Annotated in this window: 14 protein-coding genes; all 14 read right to left on the bottom strand. The window is 68.0% G+C overall.

Features of this window, described 5'->3' with window-relative positions:
• Positions 1-7: 7 nt before the first annotated feature.
• The 14 genes from VV867_RS21920 to gyrA all read right to left on the bottom strand — a co-directional run bounded on the left by VV867_RS21920 (position 8) and on the right by gyrA (position 15,939).
• Positions 8-1,027 carry a hypothetical protein gene (locus VV867_RS21920; protein ID WP_109933289.1) on the bottom strand — a complete coding sequence of 340 codons (1,020 nt, stop codon included), beginning with the start codon at positions 1,025-1,027 and terminating at the stop codon, positions 8-10.
• A complete protein-coding gene (locus VV867_RS21915; RefSeq protein WP_328567551.1) occupies positions 1,017-1,619 on the bottom strand; it encodes a prepilin-type N-terminal cleavage/methylation domain-containing protein in 603 nt (200 codons plus the stop codon). Before VV867_RS21915 ends, VV867_RS21920 begins: the two co-directional genes overlap by 11 nt.
• The gene (locus VV867_RS21910) at positions 1,616-2,074 is read right to left on the bottom strand and encodes a PulJ/GspJ family protein (RefSeq protein ID WP_275627278.1); all 459 of its coding nucleotides are present in this window, start codon (positions 2,072-2,074) and stop codon (positions 1,616-1,618) included. Before VV867_RS21910 ends, VV867_RS21915 begins: the two co-directional genes overlap by 4 nt.
• A complete protein-coding gene (locus VV867_RS21905) occupies positions 2,050-2,463 on the bottom strand; it encodes a prepilin-type N-terminal cleavage/methylation domain-containing protein (RefSeq protein WP_275627279.1) in 414 nt (137 codons plus the stop codon). The genes VV867_RS21910 and VV867_RS21905 overlap by 25 nt, the downstream gene beginning before the upstream one ends.
• Positions 2,432-2,869 (bottom strand): type II secretion system major pseudopilin GspG, encoded by a 438-nt coding sequence (gspG, locus tag VV867_RS21900; RefSeq protein ID WP_328567567.1) that lies wholly within the window; start codon positions 2,867-2,869, stop codon positions 2,432-2,434. The genes VV867_RS21905 and gspG overlap by 32 nt, the downstream gene beginning before the upstream one ends.
• Before the next feature lie 72 nt (positions 2,870-2,941).
• Complete coding sequence (locus VV867_RS21895) at positions 2,942-4,132, bottom strand: type II secretion system F family protein (RefSeq protein WP_328567550.1); 1,191 nt, start codon at positions 4,130-4,132, stop codon at positions 2,942-2,944.
• 4 nt (positions 4,133-4,136) lie between these two features.
• A complete protein-coding gene (locus VV867_RS21890; protein ID WP_328567549.1) occupies positions 4,137-5,873 on the bottom strand; it encodes a GspE/PulE family protein in 1,737 nt (578 codons plus the stop codon).
• Positions 5,863-6,675, bottom strand: a complete 813-nt coding sequence (locus VV867_RS21885) for an ABC transporter permease (protein ID WP_328567548.1) — start codon at positions 6,673-6,675, stop codon at positions 5,863-5,865. The genes VV867_RS21890 and VV867_RS21885 overlap by 11 nt, the downstream gene beginning before the upstream one ends.
• Positions 6,676-6,858: 183 nt before the next feature.
• On the bottom strand, positions 6,859-7,563 hold the full coding sequence (gene cmk, locus VV867_RS21880) for a (d)CMP kinase (RefSeq protein ID WP_109933297.1): 705 nt from the start codon (positions 7,561-7,563) through the stop codon (positions 6,859-6,861).
• Positions 7,563-9,776: a bifunctional prephenate dehydrogenase/3-phosphoshikimate 1-carboxyvinyltransferase gene (locus tag VV867_RS21875; RefSeq protein ID WP_275630516.1), complete on the bottom strand. Its 2,214-nt coding sequence runs from the start codon at positions 9,774-9,776 to the stop codon at positions 7,563-7,565. Before VV867_RS21875 ends, cmk begins: the two co-directional genes overlap by 1 nt.
• 4 nt (positions 9,777-9,780) lie before the next feature.
• Positions 9,781-10,893, bottom strand: coding sequence for a histidinol-phosphate transaminase (gene hisC / locus VV867_RS21870; RefSeq protein ID WP_328567547.1), 1,113 nt, complete (start codon positions 10,891-10,893; stop codon positions 9,781-9,783).
• 88 nt (positions 10,894-10,981) lie between these two features.
• The gene (gene pheA, locus VV867_RS21865) at positions 10,982-12,079 is read right to left on the bottom strand and encodes a prephenate dehydratase (RefSeq protein WP_109933299.1); all 1,098 of its coding nucleotides are present in this window, start codon (positions 12,077-12,079) and stop codon (positions 10,982-10,984) included.
• Positions 12,079-13,164, bottom strand: coding sequence for a 3-phosphoserine/phosphohydroxythreonine transaminase (gene serC / locus VV867_RS21860; RefSeq protein ID WP_275627285.1), 1,086 nt, complete (start codon positions 13,162-13,164; stop codon positions 12,079-12,081). The genes pheA and serC overlap by 1 nt, the downstream gene beginning before the upstream one ends.
• A gap of 15 nt (positions 13,165-13,179) precedes the next feature.
• On the bottom strand, positions 13,180-15,939 hold the full coding sequence (gene gyrA / locus VV867_RS21855; protein WP_328567546.1) for a DNA gyrase subunit A: 2,760 nt from the start codon (positions 15,937-15,939) through the stop codon (positions 13,180-13,182).
• Between the last annotated feature and the right edge of the window lie 173 nt (positions 15,940-16,112).

Raw genomic sequence — 16,112 nt, 5'->3', positions numbered from 1 at the left:
CTCCTCGTCACGGCCTTGCCACAAGCGGGGCGGCAAGCAGTCCAGGCGCCTCATGATGGATTGACGCGGTGTCGGTATCGGGGACATTGCGCGGCAGGGACCTCCGTTGCAGGAATTGCCAGGGCGACCCTTGCAGGTCGTCGCTCTCGAGTCGCAGTTGGTATTCGTAGCGCGCCGCGGCATCCACGGGACGCAGGCGGATGAAGAGGGTGGCGCTTGCCAGGCGCGACCAGTTCTCCGCAGGCAATTGCTGCAGGTAGATGCCCAGCACCCCCGCGAGGTCGCCCATGCCCTGCAGCGGCCGTTCGCGGCGCGCGGCGAGCAACAGCGCCAGGTTGTCTTCCGGCAGCCTCCAGGCCAGGCGCAGGAGCTGCCCGCTGGCGGTATTCACGTTCAGGGCCGGTTCGCCGACGGTCACCAGGTCATCCCAGCCCGCGGCCCGCAGCCTGGCCTCCCAGGGCTGCCAGCTATCGAGGACGAACACTTCCTGCGGGGCGTACAGGCTGCGCACCACCGCGCGCCCCGGCTGGCTGCGCAGGTAGCCGGCGAGTTCCGCCAGCATGGGCGCTATCCTTTCCGGCGCCACCCCCAGCCCTTCCAGTACCAAGGCCAGCGTCACCGGTGGCGCCTGCTCCAGGCCGAGGCGCGAGGCGCGATCGATGAGCGCAAAGCACCAGCCATTGGCCAGGCAGTATTCGCGGCCATCAAGGGCCAGCTCGGCCCCCACCGGGAGGGTCGACAGGTCCATGTCGGCGAGGCTTGGCGCCGGGCTGTCGGGCGTGGTCAGGCCGGCCAGGGTCAGGCGCTGGGTCGATGCCAGCCACGTCAGCCGGCTGAGCAGGGAGCGTTCCGCCATGTCGCGCAGCAGCCCCTGGCGTTCCTGCTCGATGCCATCCAGCGAGCGTTCGATCCAGGTCACGGCCGAGGCCACCACCAGGGTCATGACGGCGAGAAACCAGATGACGCCGACCAGCACGAAGCCGCGCTGGTTTCCGGCGCCACGCCGGCCACCGCGCTCAGTACGCATCCACGCTCACCTGGCGAAGCGGCGTCGCTACCCTGGCCAGGCGGAACAGGCGCTCGGCCGGCGCGTTCAACGCCACCGCCGCGGGAAGGCTGTCGGCCAGTGCCGGCAGGGGCGGCCAGTTGTCGTGCCACCCCCCCGATTCGTCGCGATAGAGGAAGTGCGCCCCACCCTGCAGTTCCAGCAGTGGCCAGCGGCTGGCCTGCAGCCGGCGCACGTAGATCAGCCCGGTCCGCTCCCGGCCTTGTTCGCCTAGCCTTTCCAGGCGAAAGGCGAAGGGCACCGGGACACCCTCGATACGCTCGGCGCTGGCCAGGGTGACGCCTTCGAAACTGAGCGCATCGCCCCTGAAACGGGCCGCCGCCTCGCCCTTGGCCGGCGCCGCCAATTGCGACACCGAATCGCCGAACCAGCCGAACGCCAGGACGCGCAACTGGCGCGACTCGCCCTGGCGCAGGAAGCTGTCGTTGGCCCGCGAGACATAATCCATCCCTTGCATCAGCAGGGTGGTGACCATCGTCGTCAGCAACAGGACCACGATGAGCTCCAGCAGCGTGAAGCCCTGCTGTCGCTGCCCCGCAAAGCGCCGGTTCATGGCTCGCTCCCCTGGGCACCATCGGCCGGGCGGGCCAACCGGTACCCCGCCAGCTCCAGGCTGACGGGCAGCGGTGGCAGGTCTTCGCCGAGCACGCGCGCCTGGACCCGGTACAAGGCACTGTCGAAAGGACCGGGATGGCCGTTGTAGCGGCTGACGACAGGCCGCGGGGCGGCAAGCAGATGGCTTTCCCAGTCCAGCCGGTAGCTTCCCAGCGTGACGCTGCCGCTGGGCTGGAGCATCGGGTTGAGGCCCTCCAGGTAGGCCAGGCCGGTGCGGGTCGCATCGAGGCGGCGCTGGACGTCGTTCATGCGCTCCAGGGTTCTGAAGCCCGTCCCCAGCCACGCCAGCAGGGCGCTTCCCACCACCGCCAGGAGCGTCAGGGCGACCACCGCCTCGAGCAGCGTGAAACCGGCTTGCCGCCCCCGCTTCACCCGTCGAACTCCGGCAGGCATTGCGGCGGCTCCAGGCGTAGCTCCCGGATGGCCTCTTCCCTTCGCAGTTGCAGCAGCCCACCCAGGCAGGCGCCATTGGCCAGGTAGATGACCGGCACGCCTGCGCTCAACACCCAGCCATCCGGCAGCCTGAGCATCCGCGGCGGCTCGACGCCGGCGGGGCCGATGAGGGTCTGCTGGGCCTCCAGCCGGGCCCGATAGCCCAGTGTCTGCAACTGGTTGGTGATGTCCTGCAGTTCGACACGACGGCGCCAGGCCTCCTGCATGTTCAACAGGCTGGGCATGACGATGGCGCCCAGCGCGGCGACCAGGGCCAGCACCACCAGCAGTTCGAGCAGGGTGAAACCGCCGCTGCGCTCACTGCCTGGGCAGGTAGCCGATGTCCGCATTCTCCCCTTCCCCGCCGGGCTGCCCGTCGGCGCCCAGGCTGTACAGCGAGAACGGCTGTTCGGCGCTGGGCGCGTTGCTGTACACGTATGCGCGGTTCCAGGGATCGAGCGGCACCCCGCCGTCCAGGTAGGGACCTTTCCAGAAGGCCTTGATCCGCTCATCCGCCGGCGCCGCGTTGAGCAGCGCCAGCCCCTCCTGCTCGCTGGGCAGGCGGCCGATGTCCAGGCGCATGGTCATCAGCGCGCCCTTGAGCATCTTCACCTGGGTATCGGCGGTCTGCACCTTGGCCTTGTCGGCCTGGCTGAACAGGCGTGGCCCGACCAGCCCCATGAGCAACCCGATGATCACCAGCACCACGATCATTTCCAGCAGGGTGAAGCCGCGTTCGCCGCGGCCACCACCCATGGCCGGCAGCTTGTGCCTCCCTTGCCGGGGCCGCCCGCCCTTCTGCCCGTTGTCCATTCTCTTCCCCTTCGTTCAGAACACGATGTCGTTGGCGCTGGTGATGGCCAGCACCACGCCGGTGATGATCACGCCGAACAGCGCACCGATCAGCAGGATCGCCAGCGGCTCGATCAGCGCCAGGACCTTGCGCATGCGCGAGCGCCCCAGTTCCTCGTAGAGCCCGGCGAGGCTGTCGAGCATCTCGGCCAGGCGGCCGGACCGCTCCCCGACCCGCACCAGGTTGCCGCCCGTGGCCGTGATCGCCCTGCGCAGCTCCAGCGCCTCGGACAGGGCGGTTCCTCCCCTCACGTCCTGGGTCACCCTTTCCAGCAGGTCGCGCTGGTGGCCGATGCGCACGCCCGCGCTGGCCAGGCGCAGGGCCTCGACCAGCGCCACGCGATTGCCCAGCAGGGTGCCGAGGACCTTGGCCCACTGGGCGATCTCCGCCTGCAGCAGCCAGTCGCCGAGCAACGGCAGGCGCAGCAGGGCGTTCAGGGCCCGGCCGCGAACCTTCTCGCTCCTGGCCAGGGGCAGCCCCAGGGCCCCCAGCAGCAGGCCGGCGAGCAGCAGCGGCAAGGCATTGGCCTTGCTCCAGACGCCGGTGCTGAGCACCGCCCAGGCCAGCCACGGCAACTTGTCGGCGTGCTCCAGCAGGTTGGCGAACTTGGGCACGACGAAGACGAACATCACCATGACCGCCCCGACGCCGCTGAGCACCAGCACGCTCGGGTAGATCAGGGCATTGCGCACTTCCTCGCGGGTGCGCCGCTCGTACTCCATCTGCGTCACGCAATCCCGTAGCGCCGCCGCCAGGTTGCCGGTCAACTCCCCTGCCGCCACCAATTGGTAGGCGTAACGCGGCAGCGGCAGGCCGGCACTCTCCAGCACCTGGGGGAAGGAACGGCCCTGGCGCAGGCCTTCGCTCATGCTCCGCAGCGCCGCGGCAATGCGCGGATGGCTGCTCGAACGCTCCTGGGCAGAAACCGCGTCGGCCAGGGCCACACCCGCCGCCAGCAGGGTCGCCAGCTCGTGCAGCGCCATATTCAGCTCTTCCGCGCGCAGCCGCCGGCGCCCGGGTTGCGGCGCCCGCCGGCCCGACTCCAGGCTCAGGGGGGTCATGCCCTGTGCCTCCAGCTGGCGAAGCGCGTCACCGCGGGAGCCGGCATCGAGGTCGCCGCTGCAACGCCGGCCCTGCCGGTCCACTGCCTGGTATTCGAAGCGCATGGCGTTAACCGCTGGTGACCCGATGTACCTCGTCCAGCGAGGTCAGGCCCAGCCAGGCCTTGATGAAGCCGTCCTCGCGCATGCTGCGGAACCCCTGGCCGGCCGCCAGCCGGCGCATCTGCTCGAGGGGCGCCTGCTGCAGGATGAGCGTCTGCAATTCGGGGCTGACATCCACCATTTCGTAGATCCCCAGGCGCCCGTGGTAGCCCGTGCCCTGGCACAGCTCGCAACCCTTGGCGCGATGCCAGTTCGGGGCCTGCCCCGGGTAGAGGCGCAGGATCGCCGCGTCGAGCGCGGCCTGGTCTTCGGCCGCCAGGCTCGGCTCATGGGGCTCCGCGCAATGCCGGCACAGGGTTCGCACCAGGCGCTGGGCCTGGACGCCGCGCACCGGGGAGGCCACCAGGAAAGGCTCGATGCCCATGTCGATGAGGCGGGTGAAGGCGCTGAGCGAATCGTTGGTGTGCAGCGTCGAGAAGACCAGGTGCCCGGTCAGGGAGGACTGCACGGCGATCTCCGCCGTTTCCAGGTCGCGGATCTCGCCGATCATGATCACGTCCGGGTCCTGGCGCAGGATCGAGCGCAGGGCGGCGGCGAAGGTCAGGCCGATATCGGCATGGGCCTGGACCTGGGTGATGTTCGGTACCTGGTACTCGACCGGGTCCTCCACCGTGATGATCTTGCGAATGCCATCGTTGATGGCTTCGAGCGTGCCGTAGAGGGTCGTCGACTTGCCGGAGCCGGTCGGCCCGGTGACCAGCACGATGCCGTGCGGCTCGCCGATCCAGGCGCGCATCAGCTCCAGGTGGTCCGCCAGCATCCCCAGGCGGTCCAGGCGCAGGCCCTCGCGGGCCTTGGGCAACAGGCGCATCACCAGCGACTCGCCGTGCACCCCGGGCAGGGTGGAAACCCGGATATCCATGTCCTGCCCGCCGACCCTCGTGCTCATCCGCCCATCCTGGGGCAGGCGCCGTTCGGCGATGTCGATGGCGGAAATCAGCTTGATCCGCGACACCACCGCGGCGAAGCGCTCCCGCGGCAGGCTCAGTTGCGATTGCAGGACGCCATCGATGCGGAAGCGGATGTGGAAATTGAACTCGCGCGGCTCGATGTGGATGTCCGAGGCGCGTTTTTCCACCGCCTGGCTCATGACGTTGTTGACCAGCTCGACGATGGGCGCTTCCTCCGCCATCTCCCGCAGTTGTCGGATGTCATCGGAGGCGAAGCGCAGTTCCTCGCGGCTTTCCTGCTGCAGGCGCTCCTTGAGCAGCTCCAGCCAGGCGTCGAGGTCCTGGGAGCGGCACAGCACCGTGCACGACGGCTGGCCGGGATGGAAATAGCGCAGGACCTCCAGGACGAAGGGCGCCAGCGGGTCGCGGGAAGCGATCAGCAGCGTCCCCCGGGCATCGCCCCAGACGACCACCTGCTCGGCGACGAACCATTCCACGCCGAGGGAGGTCGCCTCGAGAAAGGCCAGAAGCTCGGCGTTGCCCGGGGCCTCCAGGTCCGTTCCCACCAGGGGCATGCGCAGCTGTTCGGCGAGCACCTCCAGCAGCGCCGCCTCCGAAACGCCGCCCGAGCGCAGCAGTATCGCCCCCAGGCGCCCACCGATCCGGGCCTGCAGTTCCAGCGCCCGCTCCAGTTCCTGGGCGCTGCACAGGCCGCGCCCGACGAGCATCTGCCCCAGCGGGCGGGCCTCGGCGACCACCGCCGGCGCGGTATCGGCGAGCCGTTCAGAGGACATCGGCGAAGCCATCCTTCATGCGCCGGAACCACAGCCACCCCAGCCCCGCCAACAGGCAGGCGATGCCGGCATACCCCAGCTGGACGCCCGCCGGCGGCATGGGCATGCCGAACAGGCTGGCCCTCACCGCCTCCACCGGGACGCTCAGGGGATTGAGCAGCAGGTAGGGACGCAGGGCTTCCGGCAAGGCGCTCACGGGATAGAACACCGGGCTGAGGAACAGCAGCAGCACCAGCAGGAACTGGATGAACTGGCTGGTATCGCGGAAATAGGTGCCGAACACGGCGATGATCCAGCTGAGGCCGCACACGCACAGCAGGAAGGGCAACAGCGCCAGCGGCAGGTAGAGGATGTTCCAACCCAGCGGTTGCCCGAGCCAGGGCATCAGCAGGATCAGCACGAGAAAGCCGATGACCGCGTTCGACAGGGCGGAAAGGGCCAGCGACAGCGGCAGGATGTCCAGCGGGAAGACCAGCTTCTTCACCTGGTTGCGGTGGTTGTGCATCACCGTGACCGCGCGCGACAGGCTGTCCGCCAGCATGCTATGGAGCAGCAGCCCGGCGAAGAGCGTCAAGGCGAAGGAGCCCGTGCTCTGCCCAGTCCCCCAGCGCGACTTGAGCACATGGCCGAATACGAAGGTGTAGACCGCCAGCAGCAGGAACGGCGACAGCAGCAGCCACAGCCGCCCGAACAGGGCGCCCTGGTAGCGCGCCAGGATTTCCCGCCGGGTCAGTGCGAGCAACAACTGGACCCACGCGCCCTGCGAAGCGTGCAGTGCGGCGGGGACGGGACGGTCGGACAAGGGGCCTCCACGCTGTTCCCGGCCCGCTCAGGGGGAGCGGGCGCTATTGGACAGCGCGGAATTTTGGCAGCCCGGGCAAGACGTCTCTAGAAGAAACGTCCTCAGCATCAGGAGGAAACATCCTCAGAAATCTCTTCAACCACGTCGTGCCGAAAACGGCCGTGGCTGAAGGATTCCCAGGGTTCAGTCGGTCAGACCGAGCCTCTCGACTTCGGCCAGGATGCTGTCCACCACCGCCTCGATGCTCATGCTGGTGGAGTCGACCACGATGGCGCCTTCGGCCGGCTTCAGCGGGGCTACGCTGCGCTGGCTGTCGCGTTCGTCGCGGGCGCGGATTTCCTCGGTGAGCGCGGCCATGTCGCAGTCCACCCCCTTGCCCTTGAGCTGCAGGTAGCGGCGGCGGGCGCGCTCCTCGGCCGAGGCGGTGAGGAAGATCTTCAGCGGCGCGCCGGGGAACACCACGGTGCCCATGTCGCGGCCGTCGGCCACCAGGCCCGGGGCTTCGAGGAAGGCGCGCTGGCGCTGCAGCAGGGCGTCGCGCACCGCCGGCAGCGCGGCGACCTGGGAGGCGCCGGCGCCGACCTGCTCGGTGCGGATGGTGTCGGTGACGTCTTCGCCTTCGAGGATGATGTGCTGGCCCTCGCCGCCCTTGGCGTGGGTGAACTGCACGTCCAGGTGCGCGGCCAGGACCTTGAGGGCTTCCTCGTTGGTCAGGTCGATGCCGTGGTTGCCGGCGGCGAACGCCAGCAGGCGGTAGAGCGCGCCGGAGTCCAGCAGGTTCCAGCCCAGGCGCTTGGCCAGGATGCCGGCCACGGTGCCCTTGCCGGAGCCGCTGGGGCCGTCGATGGCGACCACCGGCCAGGCCGCGGCGAAGTCGGAGGCGGCCATCAGTTGCCCTCCTCCGCCACGCGGATGCCGGCGCCCGCGGCCAGGCCGAGGAAGTTCGGGAAGGAGGTGGCGACGTTGGCGCAGTCGTGGATGCGGATCGGCGCCGAGGCGCGCAGCGAGGCGACGCTGAAGGACATGGCGATGCGGTGGTCGCCGTGGCTCCAGACTTCGCCGCCGCCGTAGGGGCCGCCGTCGATGATGATGCCGTCCGGGGTCGGCTCGCACTTCACGCCCAGGGCCAGCAGGCCGTCGGCCATGACCTGGATGCGGTCGGATTCCTTCACCCGCAGCTCTTCGGCGCCGCGCAGCACGGTGCGGCCTTCGGCATTGGCGGCAGCGACGAACAGCACCGGGAATTCGTCGATGGCCAGCGGCACCAGGTCTTCCGGGATGTCGATGCCCTTCAGCTTGGCCGAGCGCACGCGCAGGTCGGCCACCGGCTCGCCGCCGACTTCGCGCTGGTTCTCCAGGGTGATGTCGGCGCCCATCAGCTTGAGGATGTCGATGACGCCGGTGCGGGTCGGGTTGATGCCGACGTGTTCGAGGACGATCTCCGAGCCTTCGGCGATGCTCGCCGCAACCAGGAAGAAGGCCGCGGAGGAGATGTCCGCCGGCACCTCGATGCTGGTGGCGCTGAGCTTGTGACCGCTTTCGACCTTGGCGGTGCTGCCTTCGACGTCCACCGGGTAGCCGAAGCCGCGCAGCATGCGCTCGGTGTGGTCGCGGGTCGGCGCCGGCTCGGTCACCGAGGTTTCGCCGGCGGCGTAGAGGCCGGCGAGCAGCAGGCAGGACTTCACCTGGGCGCTGGCCATGGGCATGTCGTAGTGCATGCCGGTCAGCTTCTGGCCGCCCCTGATGGTCAGCGGCGGACGCCCTTCAGGAGCGGTCTCGATCACCGCGCCCATCTCCCGCAGCGGCTTGGCCACGCGGTTCATCGGGCGCTTGGACAGCGACGCATCGCCGGTCAGCACGCTGTCGAACGGCTGCGCCGCCAGCAGGCCGCTGAGCAGGCGCATGGAGGTGCCGGAGTTGCCCAGGTAGATGGGCCCCGGCGCCTGCTTCAGGCCATGCAGGCCGACGCCGTGCACGGTGACGCGGCCATGGTGCGGGCCTTCGATGACCACGCCCATGTCGCGGAACGCCTGAATGGTGGCCAGGGCGTCTTCGCCCTCGAGGAAGCCGGCCACCTCGGTGGTGCCTTTGGCCAGGGAGCCGAGCATGATCGAGCGGTGGGAGATGGACTTGTCGCCCGGAACGCGTACGCGCCCGGACAGGCGGCCACCCGGCTGGGCCAGGTAAATCAGGTCGTTGTTGTGCATGGCGTCCACATAGGCCCGGCGGGCCAGGATTTTGCTGAAATGTTCACGGGCGACGCGGGCGCGGGTGAAGACGCCCATCAGTTGCTGCCCGTCCCCTGCATCGACGGCCTCGCGCAGGGCGTCGAGGTCGTCGCGGAAAACGTCGAGGATGCGCAGCACCGCCTTGCGGTTGGCAAGGAAGATGTCGTGCCACATCGTCGGGTCGCTGCCGGCGATCCGCGTGAAATCACGGAAGCCGCCGGCGGCATAACGGAAGATTTCCAGATTTTCGCTGCGCTTGGCCAGCGAGTCGACCAGCGTGAAGGCCAGCAGGTGCGGCAGGTGGCTGGTGGCGGCGAGCACTTCGTCGTGGTGCTCGACTTCCATCAGCTCGACGTCCGCGCCCAGCTCGCGCCACAGCGCCTCGACGCACTGGACCGCGTCCGCATCGGCATTATCCAGCGGCGTGAGGATGACTTTATGACGGCGGAACAGTTTGCCGTTGGCCGCTTCCACCCCGCTCTGCTCGGAACCGGCGATGGGATGGCCGGGAACGAAGCGCGCCGGCATCTCGCCGAAGGCGGCCTTCGCCGCGCGAACCACGTTGCCCTTGGCGCTGCCGACGTCGGTGAGCACCGCATGGCCGAGGTCGAAGGTGGCGAGTTCCGCCAGCACCTTCTCCATGGCCAGGATGGGCACGGCGAGCTGGATCACGTCGGCGTCGCGGCAGCCTTCGCGCAGGCTTTCCTCGCAACGGTCGACCACGCCCAGCTGCACCGCCAGGCGGCGGGTCTGCGGGTCGCGGTCGACGCCGACCACTTCCTCGAACAGGCCCTTCTCGCGCAGCCCCTTGGCGAAGGAGCCGCCGATCAGGCCCAGCCCCACCACCACCAGGCGGCGGAGCTTGTGCGGCATCACCTCAGGCACGGGCGAGCACCTTGGCCAGGGCTTCGAGGAAGCGCGCGTTCTCTTCCGGCAGGCCGATGGAGATGCGCAGGTGCTGCGGCATGCCGTAGCCGCCCACCGGACGGACGATCACACCTTCCGCCAGCAAGGCCTGGTAGACCGGGCCGGCGTCGCGCTGCAGGTCGACGGCGAGGAAGTTGCCCTTCGACGGAATCCAGGTGAGGTTCAGGGCGCGCAGGCCGTCCTGCAGCTGCTGCATGCCGGCGTCGTTGATGCGCTTGCCTTCGGCCAGGTACTCGGCGTCGTCCAGCGCGGCGCAGGCGGCGGCCAGGGCCAGGCTGTTGACGTTGAATGGCTGGCGCACACGGTTCAGCACGTCGGCGATCTGCGCCGAGGAGATGGCGTAGCCGACGCGCAGCGAGGCCAGGCCGTAGGCCTTGGAGAAGGTGCGCGAGACCAGCAGGTTCGGATAGCGGGCCAGGCAGGCCAGGCCGTCGGGCAGTTCGTCGCCCTCGGCGTATTCGATGTAGGCCTCGTCCAGCACCACCAGGACGTTTTCCGGTACGCGGGCGAGGAAGCGCTCCAGGGCGTCCGGGCCGAACCAGGTGCCGGTGGGGTTGTTCGGGTTGGCGATGAACACCACGCGGGTATCGGCGTCGATGGCCGCCAGCATGGCTTCCAGGTCATGGCCCCAGTCCCTGGCCGGCACCGCCCTGCCCTCGGCGCCGACGGCCTGGGTGGAGATCGGGTAGACGGCGAAGGCGTACTGGCTGAACACCGCGTTCAGGCCCGGCGCCAGGTAGGCGCGGGCGACCAGGTCGAGGATGTCGTTGGAACCGTTGCCCAGGGTCACCTGGGCGGTGGTCACTGCGCAGCGCTGCGCCAGCTTGCTCTTCAGTTCGAAGCCGTTGCCGTCGGGATAGCGGGTCATTTCCGCCAGTTCGCCGCGGATCGCTTCCAGCACCTTGGCGCTGGGGCCCAGCGGGTTCTCGTTGCTGGCCAGCTTGATGATCTTCGCCGGGTCCAGGTTCAGCTCGCGGGCCAGTTCGTCGACCGGCTTGCCCGGCACGTAGGGCGAGAGTTTCTGTACGCCCGGCTGGGCCAGGGCGAGGAAGTCGCAAGACATATCTGAGGCCTCAGGCTGCAGGCCCCAGGCCCCAGGCATAGACGCTCTTCACCGCCTGTAGCCTGCCGCCTGCCGCCTGCCGCCGCAGTTAAAGTACCGCTTTGGGATAGGAGCCCAGCACCTTCAGCGCCACGGCTTCGCTGTTGATCTTCTCCAGCACGTCCTTGATCAGCGGGTCCTGGTGGTGGCCGACGAAGTCGATGAAGAACACGTAGGTCCACTTGCCGCTGCGCGAGGGGCGGGTCTCGATGCGGGTCAGGTCGATGCCGTTGGTGTGGAACGGCACCAGCAGCTCGTGCAGCGCGCCGGGCTTGTTGCGCATGGAGACGATGATCGAGGTCTTGTCGTCGCCGGTCGGCGGCACTTCCTGGTTGCCGATGATGAGGAAACGCGTGGAGTTGTCCGGGCGGTCCTCGATCTTCTCGAACAGCTTGTCCAGGCCGTACAGGCTGGCCGCCATGTCGCCGGCGATGGCCGCGCTGTTCCACTCGCTCTTCACCCGCTTGGCGGCGTCGGCGTTGCTCGGCACGGCCACGCGCTCGACATTCGGGTAGTGCGCGTCCAGCCACTTGCGGCACTGGGCCAGGGACTGGGCGTGGGAATAGATGCGGGTGATGCTGTCGGTCTTGGTGTTCTCGCCCACCAGCAGGTGGTGGTGGATGCGCAGCTCGACCTCGCCGCAGATCACCATGTCGTGCTCGAGGAAGCTGTCCAGGGTGTGGTTGACCGCGCCCTCGGTGGAGTTTTCCACCGGCACCACGCCGAAGTTCACCGCACCGGCGGCGACCTCGCGGAACACCTCGTCGATCGCCGTCATCGGCGTGCTGATCACCGCGTGGCCGAAGTGCTTGAGCGCGGCGGCCTGGGTGAAGGTGCCCTCGGGGCCGAGGTAGGCGACCTTGAGCGGCTGCTCCAGGGCCAGGCAGGAGGACATGATCTCGCGGAACAGCCGCGCCACTTCCTCGTTGTCCAGCGGGCCCTTGTTCAGTTCCATGATGTGCTTGAGCACCCAGGCCTCGCGCTCGGGCCGGTAGAACACCGGCTTCTCGCCCGCGGGCAGGGACTGCATCTTCACCCGCGCCACGTCGGTGGCGCAGCGGGCGCGTTCGCTGATCAGCTCGAGGATCTTCTCGTCGAGGCTGTCGATGCGTACGCGCAAAGCCTTGAGCTGGTCGGCGTCGCTCATCAGCCGTGCTCCTTCTCGAACTCGGCCATGTAGGCCACCAGGGCCTCGATGGCATCCAGGCCCAGGGCGTTGTAGATGGAGGCGCGCATGCCGCCCACCGAGCGGTGGCCCTTGAGGTTGAGCAGGCCACGGGCATCGGCGCCGGCGAGGAAGGCCTTGTCGAGCTTCTCGTCGGCCAGGCGGAAGGGCACGTTCATCCAGGAACGGGCGCTGGGCTGGATCGGGTTGGTGTAGAAATCGCTGGCATCGATGAAGGAGTACAGCAGGTCCTTCTTCGCGCGGTTGCGCTTCTCCATGGCCTCGACGCCGCCCTGTTCCTTCAGCCACTGGAAGACCAGGCCGGAGAGGTACCAGGAGTAGGTGGCCGGGGTGTTGTACATGGAGCCGTTGTCGGCCGCGACCTTGTAGTTGAGCATGGTCGGGCAGATGCTGCGGGCGCGGCCCAGCAGGTCTTCGCGGACGATGACCACCACCAGGCCCGACGGGCCGATGTTCTTCTGCGCGCCGGCGTAGATCAGGCCGAACTTCGACACGTCGGCGGGGCGCGAGAGGATGTCCGAGGACATGTCCACCACCAGCGGCACGTCGCCCACTTCCGGCACCCAGTCGAACTCCAGGCCGCCGATGGTCTCGTTGGACGCGTAGTGCAGGTAGGCGGCGCCCGGGCTCAGGTTCCACTCGTTCTGCCCGGGAATGGCGAAGTAGTCGTACTTCGAGGCGCTGGCGACCACGTTGACGTTGCCGAAGCGGCGCGCTTCCTCGATGGCCTTCTTCGACCAGATGCCGGTTTCCACGTAGTCGGCCACGCCGTCCTCGGGCAGCAGGTTCAGCGGAATCTCGGCGAACTGCTGGCTGGCGCCGCCCTGCAGGAACAGCACCTTGTAGTTCGACGGCACGCCCATCAGGTCGCGCAGGTCCTGCTCGGCCTTCTCGGCGATGGCCACGTAGTCGTCGCTGCGGTGGCTCATCTCCATGACCGACAGGCCCTTGCCCTGCCAGTCGAGCAGCTCTTCGCGGGCGCGCTCCAGCACCTCGGTGGGAAGCGCAGCGGGACCTGCGCAGAAGTTATAGGCTCGCTTGCTCACATCAACTCTCGCTAGTCAGTCTTCGCTGGCCTGCGGCGCTTCCTCGGCCGCGGCTTCGTCTGCTTCCGGGTTCTCGTCGAACTGCTCGTCGTCCACGACTTCGCCCTCGACGACGGTCGGCTCCTGCACCCGCTCCAGGCCCACCAGGGTCTCGTCGGCGGCCAGCTTGATGAGGATCACGCCCTGGGTATTCCGGCCTGCGCCGCGGACTTCGTCGACGCGGGTACGGACCAGGGTGCCCTGGTCGGAAATCAGCATGATCTCCTCGCCGTCCAGCACCTGCACGGCGCCCACCAGCTTGCCGTTGCGCTCGTTGATGACCATGGCGATCACGCCCTGGCCGCCACGGCCGCGGCGCGGGTAGTCGGCCAGCGGAGTCCGCTTGCCGTAACCGCGCTCGGAAGCGGTGAGGATCTGCGCCTCGCGGCATTCCGGGATCAGCATGGAGATGATGCGCTGCTCTTCGGCCAGGCGCATGCCGCGCACGCCACGGGCGTTGCGGCCCATGATGCGCACCTTGCTTTCCTTGAAGCGGATCACCTTGCCGGCGTCGGAGAACATCATCACGTCCTTCGAACCGTCGGTGATGGCGGCGGCGATCAGCGAGTCGCCCTCCTCCAGCTTCAGTGCGATCAGGCCGTTGGAGCGCGGCTTGGTGAACTGGATCAGCGGGGTCTTCTTCACGGTGCCTTTCATGGTGGCCATGAAGATGTACGCGCCGGTCGGCTCGTCCTGGCTGAAGTCGGCGTCGTCGCCCTCTTCGGCCTCTTCGGCTTCCACCACCTCGGCAACCTGCTCGGCGACCACGTCGTCGTCATCGCCCTCGTCACCGGCGAACTGGGCGCGCACGGCTTCCAGGTCGATCTGCAGCATGGCGGTGATGCGCTCACCCTCGTCCAGCGGCAGCAGGTTGACCAGCGGACGGCCGCGCGCGGTACGCGAGGCTTCAGGAATCTCGAAGGTGCGCAGCCAGTAGACCTTGCCCTTGCTGGAGAACAGCAGCAGAGTCGCGTGGCTGTTGGCCACCAGCAGGTGCTCGATGTAGTCCTCGTCCTTCACCCCGCTCGCCGACTTGCCCTTGCCGCCACGGCGCTGGGCCTCGTAGGCGGCCAGCGGCTGCGACTTGGCGTAGCCGCCGTGGGAGATGGTCACCACGCGCTCTTCCTCGGTGATGAGGTCGGCGATGGTCAGGTCCACCTGGGACGCGACGATCTCGGTGCGGCGGGCGTCGCCGAACTCGGCCTTGACCTTCTCCAACTCCTCGCGGATGACTTCCATCAGGCGCTGCGGGTTGGTCAGGATACGGATCAGCTCGCCGATCAGGGCGAGGATTTCCTGATATTCGGACAGGAGCTTCTCGTGCTCCAGGCCGGTCAGGCGGTGCAGGCGCAGCTCGAGGATGGCCTGGGCCTGTTCCGGCGACAGGAAGTACTTGCCGTCGCGCAGGCCGTATTGCGGGTCGAGGTCTTCCGGGCGGCAGGCGTCGGCGCCGGCGCGCTCGACCATGACTTCCACGGCGCTGGATTCCCAGGGCGTGGCGATCAGGCGTTCCTTGGCCTCGGCCGGGGTCGGCGAGTTCTTGATCAGCTCGATCACCGGGTCGATGTTCGACAGGGCGACCGCCTGGCCTTCGAGGATGTGCCCGCGCTCGCGGGCCTTGCGCAGCTCGTACACGGTCCGTCGGGTCACCACTTCTCGGCGGTGGCGGACGAACACTTCGAGCATGTCCTTGAGGTTCAGCGTGCGCGGCTGGCCGTCGACCAGGGCCACCACGTTGATGCCGAACACGCTCTGCAGCTGGGTCTGGGCGTAGAGGTTGTTCAGCACCACCTCGCCGACTTCGCCGCGGCGCAGCTCGATGACCACGCGCATGCCGTCCTTGTCGGACTCGTCGCGCAGCTCGGTGATGCCTTCGATTTTCTTCTCTTTCACCAGCTCGGCGATCTTCTCGATCAGCCGCGCCTTGTTCAACTGGTAGGGCAGCTCGGTGATGATGATCTGCTGGCGGTTGCCGCCCTTCTCCATGTCCTCGATGTCGGCGCGGGCACGGATGTAGATGCGCCCGCGGCCGGTACGGTAGGCCTCGATGATGCCGGCGCGACCGTTGATGATGCCGGCGGTCGGGAAGTCCGGACCGGGGATGTACTGCATCAGTTCGTCGACGGTCAGCTCGGGGTTGTCCATCAGCGCCAGGCAGCCGTCGATCACCTCGCCGAGGTTATGCGGCGGGATGTTGGTCGCCATGCCCACGGCGATGCCGCTGGAACCGTTGACCAGCAGGTTGGGGATCTTGGTCGGCATGACTGCCGGGATCTGCTCGGTGCCATCGTAGTTGGGCACCCAGTCAACGGTTTCCTTGTCCAGGTCGGCCAGCAGCTCGTGGGCCAGCTTGGCCATGCGCACTTCGGTGTATCGCATGGCCGCGGCGTTGTCGCCGTCCACCGAACCGAAGTTGCCCTGGCCGTCCACCAGCATGTAGCGCAGCGAGAACGGCTGCGCCATGCGCACGATGGTGTCGTACACCGCGGTGTCGCCGTGCGGGTGGTATTTACCGATCACGTCGCCGACCACACGGGCGGATTTCTTGTAGGGCTTGTTCCAGTCGTTGCCCAGTTCGCTCATGGCGTACAGGACGCGGCGGTGCACGGGCTTGAGGCCATCGCGTGCATCGGGCAGGGCACGACCGACGATCACGCTCATGGCGTAATCGAGGTAGGACTGTCGGAGTTCGTCTTCGATGTTGACCGGGAGGATTTCTTTGGCCAGTTCGCCCATGAGAAGCCTGGTTCCTTTTGCAGATGGAACTCCGCCTCGCCCATCCCGAGCCCGGCGGAGTGCGACGGCGCCATCAGAACGCCATCGACTCACAACAAATCAACGACTTAGGTCAATGATCCGCGCAATCGACGGGGCCCCAAAAAGGCCCCACTGAGAACCGTCGGAGCTTA

The organism is Pseudomonas sp. JH-2, assembly GCF_036231725.1.
GTDB classification, from domain to species: domain Bacteria; phylum Pseudomonadota; class Gammaproteobacteria; order Pseudomonadales; family Pseudomonadaceae; genus Pseudomonas; species Pseudomonas delhiensis.
This window is presented reverse-complemented; position numbering and strand designations above follow the sequence as displayed.

Excerpts from the sequence above, each read along its gene's own strand:
- VV867_RS21915 (WP_328567551.1), bottom strand. The coding sequence starts at position 1,619 with ATGAACCGGCGCTTTGCGGGGCAGCGACAGCAGGGCTTCACGCTGCTG.
- VV867_RS21890 (WP_328567549.1), bottom strand. The coding sequence starts at position 5,873 with ATGTCCTCTGAACGGCTCGCCGATACCGCGCCGGCGGTGGTCGCCGAG.
- gyrA (WP_328567546.1), bottom strand. The coding sequence starts at position 15,939 with ATGGGCGAACTGGCCAAAGAAATCCTCCCGGTCAACATCGAAGACGAA.
- cmk (WP_109933297.1), bottom strand. The coding sequence starts at position 7,563 with ATGGCCGCCTCCGACTTCGCCGCGGCCTGGCCGGTGGTCGCCATCGAC.
- gspG (WP_328567567.1), bottom strand. The coding sequence starts at position 2,869 with ATGGGTGGTGGCCGCGGCGAACGCGGCTTCACCCTGCTGGAAATGATC.
- VV867_RS21910 (WP_275627278.1), bottom strand. The coding sequence starts at position 2,074 with ATGCCTGCCGGAGTTCGACGGGTGAAGCGGGGGCGGCAAGCCGGTTTC.
- pheA (WP_109933299.1), bottom strand. The coding sequence starts at position 12,079 with ATGAGCGACGCCGACCAGCTCAAGGCTTTGCGCGTACGCATCGACAGC.
- VV867_RS21920 (WP_109933289.1), bottom strand. The coding sequence starts at position 1,027 with ATGCGTACTGAGCGCGGTGGCCGGCGTGGCGCCGGAAACCAGCGCGGC.
- VV867_RS21905 (WP_275627279.1), bottom strand. The coding sequence starts at position 2,463 with ATGCGGACATCGGCTACCTGCCCAGGCAGTGAGCGCAGCGGCGGTTTC.
- VV867_RS21895 (WP_328567550.1), bottom strand. The coding sequence starts at position 4,132 with ATGCGCTTCGAATACCAGGCAGTGGACCGGCAGGGCCGGCGTTGCAGC.
- VV867_RS21875 (WP_275630516.1), bottom strand. The coding sequence starts at position 9,776 with ATGCCGCACAAGCTCCGCCGCCTGGTGGTGGTGGGGCTGGGCCTGATC.
- hisC (WP_328567547.1), bottom strand. The coding sequence starts at position 10,893 with ATGTCTTGCGACTTCCTCGCCCTGGCCCAGCCGGGCGTACAGAAACTC.